Here is a 13462-nt window from a genome sequence, read left to right on the forward strand (position 1 = left end):
GTCCATGCAGACCACTGCCCGGAAAGACGTCGGGGTCACGATCCCCACCGGCGGACTGTCCGATGGGTTCAGCCCGCGGCCACGCCCGACGATCCGCAACGTGGCCGAGCGGGCAGGAGTCTCCAAGTCGCTGGTGTCTCTCGTGCTGCGGGGCTCCCCGCACGTGAGCGAGCACCGCAGGGAGGCGGTCCTCCAGGCCGCCCGGGAGCTCGGCTACCGCCCGAACGCCGTCGCCCGCAGCCTGGTCGAGGGGCGCACCCACCTGGTGGGCGCGCTCGTGGCCGACCTGCACAACCCCTTCTACGCCGAGTTCCTCGACGGCCTGCAGGAGAGCCTGCACGGCGACGGGCTGCGGCTGCTGATCGGCAGCGGCCGCTGGGACCCGGCGTTCGAGGACGAGGCCGTCGAGGCCTTCCTCGAACTGCGGGTGGACGGACTGGTCCTGCTCGGGGTGGCGCCGTCCAGCGACACCCTGGCCGAGGCCGCGGCCTACACGCCGACCGTGGTGGTCGGCGAACGCGACGTCGAACTCGAGGGCGTGGACATCGTCGTCGACGACGACCAGCTCGGCGCCCGCTTCGCGGTGGACCACCTCGTGGAGCTGGGCCACCGGCGCATCGCCCACATCGAGGGCGCCCCGTCGTCGGCCGCCCGCTGCCGCTGCGAGGGCTACCTGGTGGCCATGCGCCGCCACGCGCTGGCGCCGTACATCATGGTCGAGCACGGCGACTTCAGCGAGGAGGGCGGCGGCGCGCGGCGCTGGCGCTACTGAAGCGCGAACCCCGGCCGACGGCGATCTTCGCGGCGAACGACATCGTGGCCATGGGCGTGCTGACCGCGGCGAGCGAGCTGGGGCTGCGGGTGCCCGAGGACCTGTCGGTCGTCGGATACGACAACACGCATCTCGCCTCCGTCACCCACATCTCGCTGACCAGCGTGGACCAGCCCCGGCGGGCCATGGGCCGCTCGGCGGCGGCGCTGCTGAGCGACCGCATCACCGAGCCGGGCAAGACCGCCCGGCTGCGGCAGGTGAGCCCGCAACTCGTCGTACGGCGCAGCACCGGGCCCGCTCCAAGCGGTGGCCAAAGCTAGGTCAATCACCGACGTGTCCCCTCGCGGCCGGTGTTGACTTCAGCCGTGGCGCCGGCCCCCGGCGGGTCGCGGAAGGGCTGCCCGCGGGCCGGCGACCGGGAATCGGGGGGATTCATGCGTGATCCTGAGTTGGTCTCCTGCGCTCAGCGGGCCGCCGGCGAACTGGAGCGGGCCTGGGCGCACTGGAGGGAGAGCCGGGGGCTGGGCAGCGAGGACGTCGCCGAGTCGGTGGCGAGCTACGTCGCCCACTCGATCGACCACCCCTGGGGACGGCCCCGCGTGGTGCTGGGCCTCGACGCCGAGGATGCCCGTGAGCTGGCCGCTCTCCTGCATCGGCAGGAGGTCCCCGAGCCGGCGTGGGTGGGCAGGTTTCCGGCATAACGGTCTGATCACGACTCCGTTCCGGTTAGGTTGGGGAGACCACACCTCCGGGAAGGGATTTCGACCGTGATCAGACGACCACTCGCCGCCGCAGCCCTGGCCCTGTGCGGGGTCGGAGCCGTCGCCTGCGGCGGCGCTGAGGTCTCCGACACGGGGGCCTCGGCCCCCGCCGCCTCGCCCCAGCTCGGACGGCCGGCCGCGACCCAGGATCAGACGGACGCCTCCGGGACGGCCGCCCCGACCACCCGTACGGCCGCCTCCGAGACGGAGGCCCTGCCGCTGGCCGGGAAGGTCGTGGTGATCGACCCGGGCCACAACGGCGGCAACTTCCGCCACACCAAGGAGATCAACCAGCTGGTCGACATCTCCAACCAGAAGAAGGCCTGCGACACGACCGGCACGTCGACGAACGACGGCTACACCGAGGCGGCCTTCACCTGGGACGTGTCCAACAGGCTCGCGAAGCTCCTGCGCGCCCAAGGGGCCAAGGTCAAGCTCACCCGGACGAGCAGCACCGAGTGGGGTCCCTGCATCAACCAGCGGGCCGCCATCGGGAACAGGGCCCACGCGGACGCGGCGATCTCCATCCACGGCGACGGCGCGGCGGCGAACCTTCGCGGCTTCCACATCATCATGCCGAAGAAGATCGGCGGGCCGGTCGATCCGGTCGTGAAGGACTCGGCGCGGCTCGGTGAGAACGTGCGGGACGCCTTCCACAGCGGCACCGGCTTGCCGTACTCGAACTACATCGGCAGGCAGGCGCTGAACTATCGCAGCGACCTCGGCGGGCTCAACCTGTCGACGGTGCCGAAGATCTTCATCGAGTGCGGCAACATGCGCAACGCCAAGGACGCCGCCAGGTTCAAGGACCCCGCGTTCCGCGCGAAGATCGCTCAGTCGCTGGCGAAGGGCCTGGAGAACTACCTCACCTCCGCCCGCTGACCGCGCCTGGACGGCCCTCAGCGGCTTTCAGGGGGCTGTGGACGGGGTGGCCGGGCTGTCGGTGGGTTTTGGCATCATCGGCGGCATGAACCATCTCCTTCCCCTGCCGAGGCTCGCCGAGACGCGCTCGGAGTCGGCCGAGATCGCCCCCGGTTCCACCGTGTCGGGCCCGGCCCCGCTCACCGACGCCGTACGGCTCGCGCTCCCCGTGCTCGACCTGAGGCCCGGCGACGCCGCCACGGCGGCCGTACGGATGGAGGAGGATCCCCGGCTCGGGCCGGAGGCGTACGCGTTGACGATCGCGGGCGACGGCGTGCGCATCGCGGCCGGAGACCGGGCGGGCGCGTTCTACGCCGGGCAGACGCTGCGGCAACTCCTGCCGGCCGAGGCGTTCCGGTCGGCCCTCGTGCCCGGGACGTCCTGGACGGTCCCCTGTGGGCGGGTGGAGGACGCCCCGGAGTTCTCCTGGCGTGGTGCACACCTCGACGTGGCCCGCAGCTTCCTGCCGAAGCGGGAGGTGCTGCGGATGATCGACCTGATGGCGCTGCACAAGCTCAACCGGCTGCATCTCCACCTGGCCGACGACCAGGGCTGGCGGGTGGAGAGCAGGGCGTTCCCGCTGCTGCACGAGGTGGGCTCGCACCGCCCCCGGACGATCACCAGCCACAAGGGGGAGGAACTCGCCTTCGACGGCGTCCCCCACGGCGGTCACTACACGCTCGCCGACCTGACGGAGATCGCGGCGTACGCCGGGCCCGGGCGGTCGTCGTCGTGCCCGAGATCGACGTGCCGGGGCACGCCTCCGCCGTGCTGGCGGCCTATCCCTCGCTGGCGTCCCGGCCGCAGGAGCGCTACGAGGTGCTGGACCGGTGGGGCATCTCGTCGGCGATCCTGTCCCCGCTTCCGGCGACCGTCGACTTCCTGACCACCGTGTTCGGCGAGATCGCCGACGCCCTGGGCGACGTGCCCTACTTCCACATCGGCGGCGACGAGTGCGTGCTCGACGACTGGGCGGCGTCGGCCGAGATCTCGGCGTACCAGGCCTCGCTGGGGCTGGAGAGCACGGGTGACCTGCACGCCTGGTTCCTGCGGCGGCTCGCCGACGCGCTGGCCGAGCGCGGCAGCCGCACGGTGGTGTGGGACGAGGCGTTCGTCAGCGGCAGGCTGCGGCCGGACACGATCGTGATGCCGTGGCGCGGCGAGCACGTCGCCCGCCGGGCCGCGGCGGCGGGGCACGACGTGGTGGCGACGCCGGTCTTCCCGATGTACTTCGACTACGCCGAGGCGGCCTCGCCCGAGGAGCCGGCCGGCCTGGGGGACGCGATCACCGTGGCCGACGTGGCGGCCTTCGCGCCCGCGCCGTCCGAGTGGCCGGAGGAGGAGCGTGCCCGGGTGATCGGCGTCCAGTTCCAGTTGTGGAGCGAGCGCATCCCGGACGGCCGGACGCTCGACTACCGCGCCTGGCCCCGGGGCTGCGCGGCGGCCGAGGTCGCGTGGACCGGCGGCCGGCCGGGCCTGAGGACTTCTTCCGCCGCCTCGATACCCATCTGGAGCGGCTGGACGCGTTCGGCGTGGAGTACCGCCCGCTGTCCGGCCCGCGGCCCTGGCAGCGGGGCGGCACCGGATGGCGTCGCCACCGCCCGGGCGCCGTCGCCGTGCACGACGTGATGCGCCACCTGCACGAGCTCAGCCTGTCGGCCGACTCCACCCGGCCCAGCCTCTAAGGCCGCGCCGCGTCGGCGACGCGCCGCACGCGGGGGCGATCGCACAGCACGTCGGTGCTGTCGACGTACTGATCCACCGCGCCGGTCAGCGGCAACCGCCGCACCTCCGGATCGGCGATGGTCTCCAGCAGCGCCTCGGTGAAGCGCTCGGCGCGCAGCACCCGGAAGGGCCGGCTGTGGTAGGGCCGGGTGCGCGGATCGACGGGCGCGGTGAGGCCGAGGGTGTTGTGCAGGGCCGCGAGCGCCTCATAGGCGGTGGCGAGGTGGCGCTCGCGCTCCCGCCAGTCGGTGGCCGACACGGCCGCCCCGAGCACGGGCGCCAGAGCCGGGCCGCACGGCAGGGCGGCGAAGGCGCTGCCCAGCCACTTGCCGTACGGCGGGTAGCGGCGGTGCATGAGCAGGGCGAGCCGGATGAGGTCCCGCGCCAGACGGGCGCAGGTGACGGCGGAGCCCAGTTCGTCACCGGCCTCGCCGGCGCGGCCCACGAACGCCTCCTCCTGGCATATGCGCCGCCACTGGCAGGCCAGGACGTAGCGCCAGACGTCGTCGGGATACCAGGCGAGGCGCCGCCGGACCGGCAGGAGCAGGCCCAGACCGTCGTGGAAGACCTCCCCCGCCGTGACCTCCGCGAGCGTCTGGGTGGGCGTCGCCAGCCAGTCGGACAGGCCGACGCCCGCGATCGGGTCGAACCCGAGGTGCCCGGTGAGCCATGTGGTCAGGTCGGCCACCACCACTCCGTGCCGGCGCGGCCCGTCCGTCGTCTCCATGCGCCGGGTGCCGTCCGACGCGGGCGGGCCGAAGCTCGTGGGATAGCCGAGGAACTTCGGCGGCAGGCTCCCGGCGAGCGCCGCGTCCACGGCCTCGCCGTGGGCGGCGGCGTCCTCGGGGCTCAGGAACAGCTGCAGCCGTGGGCCCCAGTCGTGGTCGGTGGACCGCTCGGTGTCGTAGCCGAGCACCTCGGAGCCCGGACCGACGAGGGCCGCCGTGTGCGTGAGGCCGCCGAAGCGCCGCGCCAGCAGCGGCGCCACCGCCTCCAGGTAGAACCGCCGCGACAGCTCCAGTCCGCGTACGTGCCCGTCTCCCACAGCCGACATCTTCCGCAGGCTCCGTCGCGCGGGGCAACCGGCTTTCCCGGGCCTCACGCTCCGTCGAGGACCTCGGCGACGATGGCGGCCGCGATCTTCTCCGCGTCGAGGCCCTGGTAGGTGTCGATCACCTCGCGGATCCTCGAGGTCAGGCGGAGATCGGCCTGCGCGGCGTCTCCGATGTGGCGCCCGGCCACCGCGACGGCGGCGGCGAGTTCGTACGCTTCGGCCGGCCCGAGACCCTGCGGATCGACCTCGACGAGGACGCGAGCGCCGTTCTTCGGCGAGACGCGGACCTTCCAGCGCCCGGACGGGCCGGAGACCGACAGCGTGTCCTTCCGCAGGGCCGGCGGGAACAGGACGACGGCCATCCTGCCCGCCGCGGCCAGGATCCGCTCGGCCAGCCGGCGGACGTCCTTCTTGGCGACGACGATCCTCCCGGAGCGGTTGATGATGCTCACGGAATCACCGCTGTCGGCCACGGCGATCCGCTCGCCGTCGGCCTGGTCGTAGATGGCGCTCATGGGGGGTCGCTCGCTTAGCTTTGTCGGGGCGGGCTGCGAGACTCCGCCCATGCATGATCTCGTATTTTCGGAGCGCATGATCGTGATCCGCCTTTTCCCATGCGATGGCCGCGGCGGGTGGGCGGCGTGAGCGCGTCCGAGCGGTTCAGCCTGCGGCCGAGCCCGGAAGAGTGGCGGCACGCGTGGGTCGCCCGCGGTGAGCTGCGCGACCAGCGGTTCGAGCTGCCGGCCGGAGTGTCGAGCGTGATCTTCGACCGGGCACGGCTGGTGAACGTGGACTTCTCCGATATGCGGTTCGCCGACTTCAGCTCTTGTGCGGGCGAATTCGAGGGATGCGACTTCTCCGGCGCGGCCTTCGAGCATCTGTCGATGGGCGCCACCGCCGCCGGAGGGAGGTGGGACCGCGTCAGCTGGCCGCAGTCGGTCTTCCGCGACTGCGTGTTCCGGCGTACGCGCTTCGCGCCGCTCACCTCGTTCGGCAACGTGCGGTTCGAGAGGTGCGTGTTCGACCGGTCCCGGCTGAGGCAGCAGACGTTCACGACGGAGGCCGAGTTCGTCGGCTGCGTCTTCTCCGGGCGGCTTCGCGAGATCAACTTCTGGGGCCGTCCGATGAAGGACCAGGCCGTGCTGGGCAGGGAGCGCAACGCGTTCACCGGCAACGACTTCACCGCCGCCGAGCTGGACTACGTCGCCTTCAAGCACATCGACCTGCACGCGCAGCGCTGGCCCGGCCCGCCCGGCTATGCACTCCTCGATCGCGTGACCGCCCGGGTGCGGGCGGTGCTACCGCTGGTGGAGACCTGGCCGGACGAGAAACACCGGAAGGAGGCCCGCTTCAGCCTGGAGTTCCTCGCCGGCAATGCCGTGGAGCACAACGACGACCACGCGGTGGTGAGCCCGCTGGACATGGGCCGCAGGCTGCCGCCCGCCCTCCGCGAGGAGCTGTTCGAGGCGTTCAGAGGCACATCCAGCGATACATCCCCTGGTTGAGCCGTACGGCCGTGCGGGCCAGGTCCCGGAGGGCCGTGACCCGCTCGACCTCGAACTCGTCGAACAGTTCCTCCTCGGCGTACTCGCCCAGCCGCGCGTCGTCCACGGCCGCGAGCGCCTCGACGGTCTCGGACGCCATGCGCTCCAGAGCCGGCCCCTCGTCGCCCCCCACGACCGTCTCCGTTTCGCCGAACTCGCTGAGGTCGCGCCCGCTGAGCTCGGCGACGAGCGTGTCGAGCTCGTCGAGCCATCCCTTGCAGTCCACGTACGGCAGGTCGACCGCCCCAGGCCCGGCGGGCAGGGCACGCCGGGCGGACCTGTCGGAATCGGCGGTGAAGTAGTCGACCAGGACACCCATGGCCGATCACCTTAGCGCCGGCCATGCGCTGCCGTGTCAGCGGCCGCGTCAGCACGGCGACGGCCCGGTGTCAGTGCGGTCGGCGATGGTTGTCTCCATGAACGGAACAGCGATCGCGGCCTCGGCCCCGGGCCAGGTCCCCTCGGGCGACCCGGCCTGAGCAATCCGGATACCCCGGGGCGCCAAGAGGACCGCAATCGCAACCGGTCCGTTCAGTCGGATTTCGTAACAGCTTCGAAGGAGCACACCACCATGACCGTCACCCTCACCGACCAGGACACGCTCACCCTGCGGACCGCCGCGTGGGGCGCCGTCTCGCTGATGACCGCCGCCGGTGCCGCCGGCTCGCCCCACAAGATCGCCACCGAGGGCTCCATCGCCCTGACCTCCGCGACCGGCCTGGTCGGGCACGTGCTCGCCAAGCGCCCAAGGGTCTGAACGGCAGGTCCACGGCCGCACTCGCCGACCAGGTGCTGCCGGCCCTGACGGCATCCATGCGCCTGCTCGAGAAGCAGGCTCCGGCAGAGGCCGACAACTTCCGCCGCACCGTCCTCGTCGCCGTCGAAGCAGCCACCCGGCCGCAGAAGGGCGAGCCCAGCCCCGCCATGGCCGAGATGGCCCGCAAGATCACCGAGTCCCTCACCGCAGCGTGACGGATGTCGACCTACGCCGGCTACAGCATGTCACGGGGTCCTGCCCGGACCCCGTGACCCGGCGGCGTCATCCGTCCGTCACGTGACCGGTGCGGCACGGCCGACGGTCACACGAGGGTGTAGCCGGCCTCCTCGACGGCCTTGCGCACGGCGTCGTCGGCGACGTCGCCGGAGACGTCGAGACGGCCGCTGCCGAGGTCGACCTCGACGCCGGTGACGCCGGGGATCTCGCCGACCTCCTCCTTGACCGAGCTCACGCAGTGGCCGCAGGTCATGCCCTGCACGGTGTACGTCTTGACGCTCATGGCGCTCTCCATTTCCGGGAGAAGGGGATTCATGCGGTGCGGCCGACGACCTCGCGGACCGAGCCGTAGCCGTGCCGTCGCAGCCTGCGGGCGAGCTGACGGTTGATCCGGGACGGCCACAGGGGACCCTCGTAGATCAGGCCGGTGTATCCCTGCACGAGGGTGGCGCCGGCCAGCAGCCGCTCCCAGACGTCGTCGACGTCCTCCACGCCGCCGACCGAGACGAGTGTGAGCCGGTCGCCGGCCTTCTGGCGCAGGCGGCGCAGCACCTCCAGCGAGCGGGCCTTGAGCGGCCGGCCGGACAGGCCGCCCGCCTCGGTGCTCGCGACGCCCTCACGGCTGATCGTGGTGTTGGTGGCGATGACGCCCGCCAGCCCGAGCTCTGCGGCGAGATCGGCCACGGCGTCCACGTCCTCGTCCGCCAGGTCCGGCGCGATCTTCACGAGCAGCGGGGTGCGCCCGGCCGCCTCCTTCACCGCCGAAAGCAGCGGGCGCAGGCGGTCCACGGCCTGCAGGTCGCGCAGGCCAGGGGTGTTGGGCGAGCTCACGTTGACCACGAGGTAGTCGGCGAGCGGCGCGAGCCTGCGGGCGCTGTCCACGTAGTCGCGCACGGCCTCGGACTCGGGCACGACCTTGGTCTTGCCGATGTTGACGCCGACCACGGCCGGGATGTGCCGCACCCTGCGCAGCCGCTTGGCGGCGGCCGCCGCCCCGGCGTTGTTGAAGCCCATCCGGTTGATGATCGCCCGGCTCTCGGGCAGGCGGAACAGCCGCGGCCGGGGGTTGCCGGGCTGGGCGTGCGCGGTGATCGTGCCGACCTCGACGTACCCGAACCCGAGCGCCGACAGCGGCTCGGCGCACCCGGCGTCCTTGTCGAACCCCGCGGCGAGCCCGAACGGCGAGGCGAAGTGGACGCCGAACGCCTGGACGCGCAGCGACTCCGCCCTCGGCGCGAGCAGCCGGTGCAGCAGCCGCACGAGGGGCGGGAACATCCCGAGCAGGCGGAGCAGCCTGATCGTGAGGTGGTGGACGGCCTCCGCGTCGAGGCGGCTCAGGACCTGCGTGAACACGAGTCGATACATCACGGCAAGACTATCGCCCGGTCACGGCCCACCTCGGCCCGCCGCCGTACGTTCGCTCAGTTGGGCCGGGGACGGGCCTCGGCCGTGGGCTGAGGCAGCGGCACGTGCGACGCCGTACGGATGGACAGCCCGGAGTCGAAGCCCAGCAGCCGCAGCAGCCGCAGCACCTGCCGGGAGGGGCGGACGAAGGTCACGTCGCCGCCCCACTCCCGCACGCGCGCGTCGGCCCACAGGAGGCTCCGCGCGCCCGCGCAGTCGAGGAAGCCGACTCCGGCCAGGTCGGCCTCGACGTGTCCGGGCCGGTAGGTCCCCAGCACCTGCCGCAGACAGGCATGGAGCTCCGGCACCCCCGACACGTCGAGGTCGCCGTTCAGGGCCATCCGGATGCCGGTATCAGACGACGTGGTCTGGATTCGCAACATTCCTCTGGCCCTGCTCGCCCAGTAGTTCGGCCGCGAGCTCGGACACCTTCCGTCTGCTGTCCCTGGCCTGCTTGCGCAGTCCGGTGAACGCCTGCGAGGCCGTCAGATCGTGCTTGCCCATGAGATAGCCGATGGCCCGCTCGATCACGACGCGGTAGTCCAGGGCGTACTGGAGCTGGTCGGCGAGCACCGCCTTCTCGTCCGCCTCCATCGACGCCACGAGAACCTGCTCGATCACGTGGGCGTACGCGTGGAGGGCCTGGGTGTCGCTCTCCTGCCACTCGTGCGGCGCGTCCTGGTAGACGTTCAGGGTGCCCACGGGCACGCCGCCGAGCCGGATCGGCACTCCCGCCACCCCGCGCACCTCGGGGTGCAGCAGTTCACGCAGGGCCGGCCACCGGCGATCGGTCCGCACGTCGACGGTCGTCACCGCGGTGTCGCCCACGTACGCCGCCACACACGGGCCCTGGCCCGTCACCGCCTGAGCACGCTCGAGGCTGCGGCCACGCTCGTCGGTGGCGAAGAGGTAGCGAAGCGTGCGGTCCTCCTCGGCGAACATCAGGCCGGCGCCGGAGTATCCGAAAAGCCGATCGACCACTTGGACGATGCGCTCAAGGTGGTGCACGATCCCGGTCGCCGACCTGTCCTTCTGCAGGCGTCGCAGGCTGGCGACAAGAGCCTCAGGATCGATATGGGTCATTCCGTATCCTCTCGTGAACCTCACCTCGCACCGCCGTGGCCTGGGGGAGAGGCGCCGATTCGGCCATCACAACTGCCCGGAGGGGGCCCGATCAGTCCTGCTCTCTGCCAGGACCTGAAGAACGATGACCATCAGCTCGCCGAGGCGGGAACCCGCCTCCGCCTCCGTGCGGTCCCAGACCCGCCCGTCCCGGGCGTAGAAGTCCAGAACCCCGATCAGCTCGCAGTCCTCGATGAGCGGTACGGAGAGGACGGCCCGGACCGGCGGGGCGTGGACGGCCACGTGCGGGAACCCCATGGGGCTCGCGGCGTGCAGATCAGGAATCGCGACGAGGCCGCCGCTGGCGGCGCTCTCGATGGCGGGACCGTCGCCCACGGACTCCTGGGCGGACTCCAGCAGTACGCCGTCGTCGTCGGTCGCCCCGATCGCGCGGAGGCGGTTCTGGCCGTCGAGCAGCATCAACGCGGCACCGTCGACCCCGAACAGGTCGGCCATGCCGGTGAGGACGTTCTCGAGAACAGACGCGTCCGATGTCATCGCGAGCCCACTTTCAAACGATCAAGCGGCCGCGGACACAGGGCGGAGTGCCCCTAAGCCTAGTGGGCTCCGAGCAGTGGTAGCCAGGTGATCCCCAGGGTTGCCGGCAGGGTTGGCCGGCCGGGCTGGAGAGGACATGAGAAATCCGCCCTCCCGCAGGGGGAAGGCGGATCGCGAACGGGTGGGGAAACGACGTTTATTCGCCCCAGAAGGCGTCGACCTCGTACTCGTCGCGGCTGTGCAGCCACGACTCGGCGATCCTGCCGTCGCGCATGGTGAGGACGTGCGCGAGGTTGTTCTCCAGCGGCACCTCACGGTCCGGCCGCGTGGCGGTGTACGTCGCGAGCGCGACGGCCGCCTCGTCGTCGGCGAGGACGCGGTGGACGTGCAGCTTGAGCGTCCCCTGGCTGAGCATGGCGGCCTTGACCACGAAACCGATGACGGCCTCCCGCCCGGCGTACGTGCGGGGGCTGGAGTCGCTGCTGGCGCTGCTGTCGCCGGACGAGCGCGAGCAGTTGTCCGCCCTGCTCGCCCGGCTGCTGCACAGCATGGCCGCGCTCCGGACCTAGCGCTTGGCCTTCTTGCCCTCGGGGGTGACGGCGTACCACTCGCCGCCGAAGTCCTTCAGGTCCTGGCCGAGCACGTCCCCCGCCTTCCGGTCCTTCGCGTAGTAGTAGAGCGGGTGCTTGTTGTAGGTCACCTGCGTGGTGCCGTCCTCCCGGTGCAGCGTCCCGAGCAGGTTCGCGTGCACGCCCGTACCGGCCTGGGGCGCGCCGGCGGTGAGCACGGGCGGCCACGCGGCGGCGCACGCCTGGGTGCAGGCGGAGGCGCCGCCCTTGTCCTTCGTGAACAGGTACACCGTGCGGCCCTCCACGCCGACCAGCACGCTGCCGAGCGAGGTGGGCGCCGCGTCGATGCGCGCGGGCCCCGTGGGGGACGCCTGGACGGGAGAGGTCGGCGACGCGGAGTATCCGGTGGCGGACGGCGTCGTCCCCGAGGGGTGCTCGGAGGGCTCGGGCGTCTGCGACTCGTTGAGCTGGTCGTTGGCGACGCGGCTGGCGTCGTCGCCGGCACCGCCGCATCCGGCGGCCAGCAGGCTGATCGCGACCGCGCCGGCATACAGCAGTTTCCTCATGTTCGGCCTCCTGGGAAGTGAGCGAGTCGGCTCCCAGGAGACACGTGGCGACGGCGGCCCCGCCGCCAGGACGCGAAGATCCGGGACAGGCCTTTGCCGTTTCGTGGGTTCCGCCTCACGGACCTCTCGCCGTCCTCGGTGCGAATCAGCGACGCCTGCGGATGAACCGCCAGATTCGGGGAAATCGGAGTAAGCCGTACGGGCGCGGCGGTGCGCCCCGACACGCGAACCGATCGCGGGGAGGTGCCGAGGTCACCGGCGCGTGCGATGCGATGCTGAGGCTGCGACGCCCGCCGGCGCAGCCGTCCGGCCCCGCGGGGGCGACGTCCCTGGCGAACCGCCCCCTTCGCCCGATCTCACGACAGACAAGGAGCGTCCGGATGGCCGAGCGCACGCAACCACCCACCGTGGAACCGGCCGAACTGAGGCGCCGCCTCGGCCGTACGGGAGTGTGGCTGTCCTCTCTGGCGGCGATCCCGGCGGCAGGGGCCAGGAAGGCCGCGGCGGAGATCGAGGAGCTCGGATACCCGGCGCTGTGGATCGGTGAGACCCCGGCCGGGCGGGAGGCGTTCACGCACGCCGCGCTGTTGCTGTCGGCCACCGGGCGGCTGCACGTGGCCACGGGCATCGCCAACATCTACGGCCGCGACCCCGTCGCCGCCGCCAACGGCGCCGCGACCCTCGCGGAGGCGTGGGACCAGCGGTTCGTGCTCGGCCTCGGCGTCAGCCACAAACCGCTGGTCACCCCTCGCGGCCACGACTACTCCGCGCCGCTGGAGTACATGCGGGACTATCTCGACGGGATGGACCGGGCCTCGATCGAGGTGCCGCAGGCGGAGAGGCCGCCCCGGGTGCTCGCGGCGCTCCGGCGCCGGATGCTCGAACTGTCGGCGCGGCGCGCGCAGGGAGCGCACACCTACTTCGTGCCGCCCGAGCACACCGCGAAGGCCCGCGAGATCCTCGGCCCGGACCCGGTCCTCGCCCCGGAGCAGGCCGTGGTGGTCGAGACGGACCCGGGCCGCGCACGGGACATCGCCCGCGAGTACGCCGCCCTGTACCTCTCCCTGCCCAACTACACCAACAACCTGCGCGAACTGGGCTTCTCCGACGACGACTTCGCGGGCGGGGGCAGCGACCGGCTCATCGACGCGATCGTGGCCTGGGGCGAGCCGGAGACGATCGCCGAGCGGGTACGCGCCCACCACGACGCGGGTGCCGACCACGTGTGCGTCCAGCCGCTCGCGGACTCGGTGGGCACACAGATCGAGCACCTCCGGCTGCTCGCCCCCGCCCTCCTGGGGTGACGGCGTGACCGCGGCGACTCCCGGGCGGGGACGCGCTGACCAGGGCGGACAGGGCGGGCAGGACCCTCTGGCGCCCCCGGACCCGACGGGCCTGGAGGCGTGGATACGCCAGGTTCTCGGCCTGGCCGGCGCCCGGGCGTCCGCGTTCACCCCGCCCCTGCCGCCGACCCCGTCCGTCGACGGGGAGGACGCGGGCAGACCGGACCCCGACGGGCAGGCCGAGTAGGC

Annotated in this window: 20 protein-coding genes and 1 pseudogene; 11 read left to right on the forward strand and 10 right to left on the reverse strand. The window is 72.2% G+C overall.

Features of this window, described 5'->3' with window-relative positions; all coding sequences use genetic code 11:
- Positions 1–4: 4 nt before the first annotated feature.
- The 5 genes and pseudogenes from B1L11_RS15810 to B1L11_RS54855 all read left to right on the forward strand — a co-directional run bounded on the left by B1L11_RS15810 (position 5) and on the right by B1L11_RS54855 (position 4083).
- Positions 5–1092, forward strand: a pseudogene (locus tag B1L11_RS15810) (LacI family DNA-binding transcriptional regulator).
- Between the two features lie 114 nt (positions 1093–1206).
- The gene (locus B1L11_RS15815) at positions 1207–1473 is read left to right on the forward strand and encodes a hypothetical protein (RefSeq protein WP_079315186.1); all 267 of its coding nucleotides are present in this window, start codon (positions 1207–1209) and stop codon (positions 1471–1473) included.
- Between the two features lie 66 nt (positions 1474–1539).
- On the forward strand, positions 1540–2415 hold the full coding sequence (locus B1L11_RS15820) for an N-acetylmuramoyl-L-alanine amidase (protein WP_079315187.1): 876 nt from the start codon (positions 1540–1542) through the stop codon (positions 2413–2415).
- An 85-nt stretch (positions 2416–2500) separates the two neighbouring features.
- On the forward strand, positions 2501–3340 hold the full coding sequence (locus B1L11_RS54850) for a family 20 glycosylhydrolase (RefSeq protein WP_372974679.1): 840 nt from the start codon (positions 2501–2503) through the stop codon (positions 3338–3340).
- Positions 3223–4083 (forward strand): family 20 glycosylhydrolase, encoded by an 861-nt coding sequence (locus B1L11_RS54855; protein WP_372974680.1) that lies wholly within the window; start codon positions 3223–3225, stop codon positions 4081–4083. The genes B1L11_RS54850 and B1L11_RS54855 overlap by 118 nt, the downstream gene beginning before the upstream one ends.
- A gap of 52 nt (positions 4084–4135) precedes the next feature.
- Here B1L11_RS54855 and B1L11_RS15830 read toward each other — a convergent pair whose 3' ends face one another.
- Both B1L11_RS15830 and B1L11_RS15835 read right to left on the reverse strand, forming a co-directional pair.
- Complete coding sequence (locus B1L11_RS15830) at positions 4136–5233, reverse strand: DUF4037 domain-containing protein (protein ID WP_079315188.1); 1098 nt, start codon at positions 5231–5233, stop codon at positions 4136–4138.
- A 44-nt stretch (positions 5234–5277) separates the two neighbouring features.
- On the reverse strand, positions 5278–5748 hold the full coding sequence (locus tag B1L11_RS15835) for a hypothetical protein (protein WP_079315189.1): 471 nt from the start codon (positions 5746–5748) through the stop codon (positions 5278–5280).
- Positions 5749–5874: 126 nt separating this feature from the next.
- Between B1L11_RS15835 and B1L11_RS15840 the strand changes: the two genes are divergently transcribed.
- A complete protein-coding gene (locus tag B1L11_RS15840) occupies positions 5875–6738 on the forward strand; it encodes a pentapeptide repeat-containing protein (protein ID WP_143737301.1) in 864 nt (287 codons plus the stop codon).
- Here the strand turns inward: B1L11_RS15840 and B1L11_RS15845 are convergent.
- Positions 6704–7096 carry a hypothetical protein gene (locus tag B1L11_RS15845; protein ID WP_079315191.1) on the reverse strand — a complete coding sequence of 131 codons (393 nt, stop codon included), beginning with the start codon at positions 7094–7096 and terminating at the stop codon, positions 6704–6706. The genes B1L11_RS15840 and B1L11_RS15845 overlap by 35 nt on opposite strands.
- A 252-nt stretch (positions 7097–7348) precedes the next feature.
- Between B1L11_RS15845 and B1L11_RS50910 the strand changes: the two genes are divergently transcribed.
- Together B1L11_RS50910 and B1L11_RS50915 are read left to right on the forward strand one after the other, a co-directional pair.
- Positions 7349–7534 (forward strand): hypothetical protein, encoded by a 186-nt coding sequence (locus B1L11_RS50910; protein WP_256862581.1) that lies wholly within the window; start codon positions 7349–7351, stop codon positions 7532–7534.
- Between the two features lie 56 nt (positions 7535–7590).
- Positions 7591–7749 carry a hypothetical protein gene (locus B1L11_RS50915; protein ID WP_256862582.1) on the forward strand — a complete coding sequence of 53 codons (159 nt, stop codon included), beginning with the start codon at positions 7591–7593 and terminating at the stop codon, positions 7747–7749.
- Positions 7750–7856: 107 nt separating this feature from the next.
- Here the strand turns inward: B1L11_RS50915 and B1L11_RS15855 are convergent, their stop codons facing one another.
- The 6 genes from B1L11_RS15855 to B1L11_RS15880 all read right to left on the reverse strand — a co-directional run bounded on the left by B1L11_RS15855 (position 7857) and on the right by B1L11_RS15880 (position 11225).
- Complete coding sequence (locus tag B1L11_RS15855) at positions 7857–8054, reverse strand: heavy-metal-associated domain-containing protein (RefSeq protein ID WP_079315216.1); 198 nt, start codon at positions 8052–8054, stop codon at positions 7857–7859.
- A gap of 29 nt (positions 8055–8083) precedes the next feature.
- On the reverse strand, positions 8084–9136 hold the full coding sequence (locus B1L11_RS15860; protein WP_079315192.1) for a quinone-dependent dihydroorotate dehydrogenase: 1053 nt from the start codon (positions 9134–9136) through the stop codon (positions 8084–8086).
- 56 nt (positions 9137–9192) lie between these two features.
- On the reverse strand, positions 9193–9516 hold the full coding sequence (locus B1L11_RS15865) for an STAS domain-containing protein (protein WP_179155166.1): 324 nt from the start codon (positions 9514–9516) through the stop codon (positions 9193–9195).
- Between the two features lie 13 nt (positions 9517–9529).
- Positions 9530–10258 carry a GAF and ANTAR domain-containing protein gene (locus tag B1L11_RS15870; RefSeq protein ID WP_079315194.1) on the reverse strand — a complete coding sequence of 243 codons (729 nt, stop codon included), beginning with the start codon at positions 10256–10258 and terminating at the stop codon, positions 9530–9532.
- A gap of 66 nt (positions 10259–10324) precedes the next feature.
- Positions 10325–10795: a GAF domain-containing protein gene (locus tag B1L11_RS15875; protein ID WP_079315195.1), complete on the reverse strand. Its 471-nt coding sequence runs from the start codon at positions 10793–10795 to the stop codon at positions 10325–10327.
- Positions 10796–10991: 196 nt separating this feature from the next.
- Complete coding sequence (locus tag B1L11_RS15880) at positions 10992–11225, reverse strand: nuclear transport factor 2 family protein (protein ID WP_179155167.1); 234 nt, start codon at positions 11223–11225, stop codon at positions 10992–10994.
- Between B1L11_RS15880 and B1L11_RS46850 the strand changes: the two genes are divergently transcribed.
- Positions 11218–11364: a hypothetical protein gene (locus B1L11_RS46850; protein ID WP_179155168.1), complete on the forward strand. Its 147-nt coding sequence runs from the start codon at positions 11218–11220 to the stop codon at positions 11362–11364. The genes B1L11_RS15880 and B1L11_RS46850 overlap by 8 nt on opposite strands.
- Here B1L11_RS46850 and B1L11_RS15885 read toward each other — a convergent pair.
- The gene (locus B1L11_RS15885) at positions 11361–11930 is read right to left on the reverse strand and encodes a hypothetical protein (protein ID WP_079315197.1); all 570 of its coding nucleotides are present in this window, start codon (positions 11928–11930) and stop codon (positions 11361–11363) included. The genes B1L11_RS46850 and B1L11_RS15885 overlap by 4 nt on opposite strands.
- A gap of 380 nt (positions 11931–12310) precedes the next feature.
- Between B1L11_RS15885 and B1L11_RS15890 the strand changes: the two genes are divergently transcribed.
- A complete protein-coding gene (locus B1L11_RS15890; protein WP_079315198.1) occupies positions 12311–13234 on the forward strand; it encodes a TIGR03620 family F420-dependent LLM class oxidoreductase in 924 nt (307 codons plus the stop codon).
- 4 nt (positions 13235–13238) lie between these two features.
- Positions 13239–13460 carry a hypothetical protein gene (locus B1L11_RS15895; RefSeq protein WP_079315199.1) on the forward strand — a complete coding sequence of 74 codons (222 nt, stop codon included), beginning with the start codon at positions 13239–13241 and terminating at the stop codon, positions 13458–13460.
- The last annotated feature ends 2 nt before the right edge of the window (positions 13461–13462 follow it).

Origin of the sequence: Microbispora sp. GKU 823 (assembly GCF_002027145.1) — a bacterium.
Lineage (GTDB): Bacteria > Actinomycetota > Actinomycetes > Streptosporangiales > Streptosporangiaceae > Microbispora > Microbispora siamensis.

What these genes read in the sequence shown, in the direction of transcription:
- B1L11_RS15815 (WP_079315186.1), top strand. Translation starts at nt 1,207, where the DNA reads ATGCGTGATCCTGAGTTGGTCTCCTGCGCTCAGCGGGCCGCCGGCGAA.
- B1L11_RS54850 (WP_372974679.1), top strand. Translation starts at nt 2,501, where the DNA reads ATGAACCATCTCCTTCCCCTGCCGAGGCTCGCCGAGACGCGCTCGGAG.
- B1L11_RS15830 (WP_079315188.1), bottom strand. Translation starts at nt 5,233, where the DNA reads ATGTCGGCTGTGGGAGACGGGCACGTACGCGGACTGGAGCTGTCGCGG.
- B1L11_RS15835 (WP_079315189.1), bottom strand. Translation starts at nt 5,748, where the DNA reads ATGAGCGCCATCTACGACCAGGCCGACGGCGAGCGGATCGCCGTGGCC.
- B1L11_RS15845 (WP_079315191.1), bottom strand. Translation starts at nt 7,096, where the DNA reads ATGGGTGTCCTGGTCGACTACTTCACCGCCGATTCCGACAGGTCCGCC.
- B1L11_RS50910 (WP_256862581.1), top strand. Translation starts at nt 7,349, where the DNA reads ATGACCGTCACCCTCACCGACCAGGACACGCTCACCCTGCGGACCGCC.
- B1L11_RS50915 (WP_256862582.1), top strand. Translation starts at nt 7,591, where the DNA reads ATGCGCCTGCTCGAGAAGCAGGCTCCGGCAGAGGCCGACAACTTCCGC.
- B1L11_RS15855 (WP_079315216.1), bottom strand. Translation starts at nt 8,054, where the DNA reads ATGAGCGTCAAGACGTACACCGTGCAGGGCATGACCTGCGGCCACTGC.
- B1L11_RS15860 (WP_079315192.1), bottom strand. Translation starts at nt 9,136, where the DNA reads ATGTATCGACTCGTGTTCACGCAGGTCCTGAGCCGCCTCGACGCGGAG.
- B1L11_RS15865 (WP_179155166.1), bottom strand. Translation starts at nt 9,516, where the DNA reads ATGGCCCTGAACGGCGACCTCGACGTGTCGGGGGTGCCGGAGCTCCAT.
- B1L11_RS15870 (WP_079315194.1), bottom strand. Translation starts at nt 10,258, where the DNA reads ATGACCCATATCGATCCTGAGGCTCTTGTCGCCAGCCTGCGACGCCTG.
- B1L11_RS15875 (WP_079315195.1), bottom strand. Translation starts at nt 10,795, where the DNA reads ATGACATCGGACGCGTCTGTTCTCGAGAACGTCCTCACCGGCATGGCC.
- B1L11_RS15885 (WP_079315197.1), bottom strand. Translation starts at nt 11,930, where the DNA reads ATGAGGAAACTGCTGTATGCCGGCGCGGTCGCGATCAGCCTGCTGGCC.
- B1L11_RS15890 (WP_079315198.1), top strand. Translation starts at nt 12,311, where the DNA reads ATGGCCGAGCGCACGCAACCACCCACCGTGGAACCGGCCGAACTGAGG.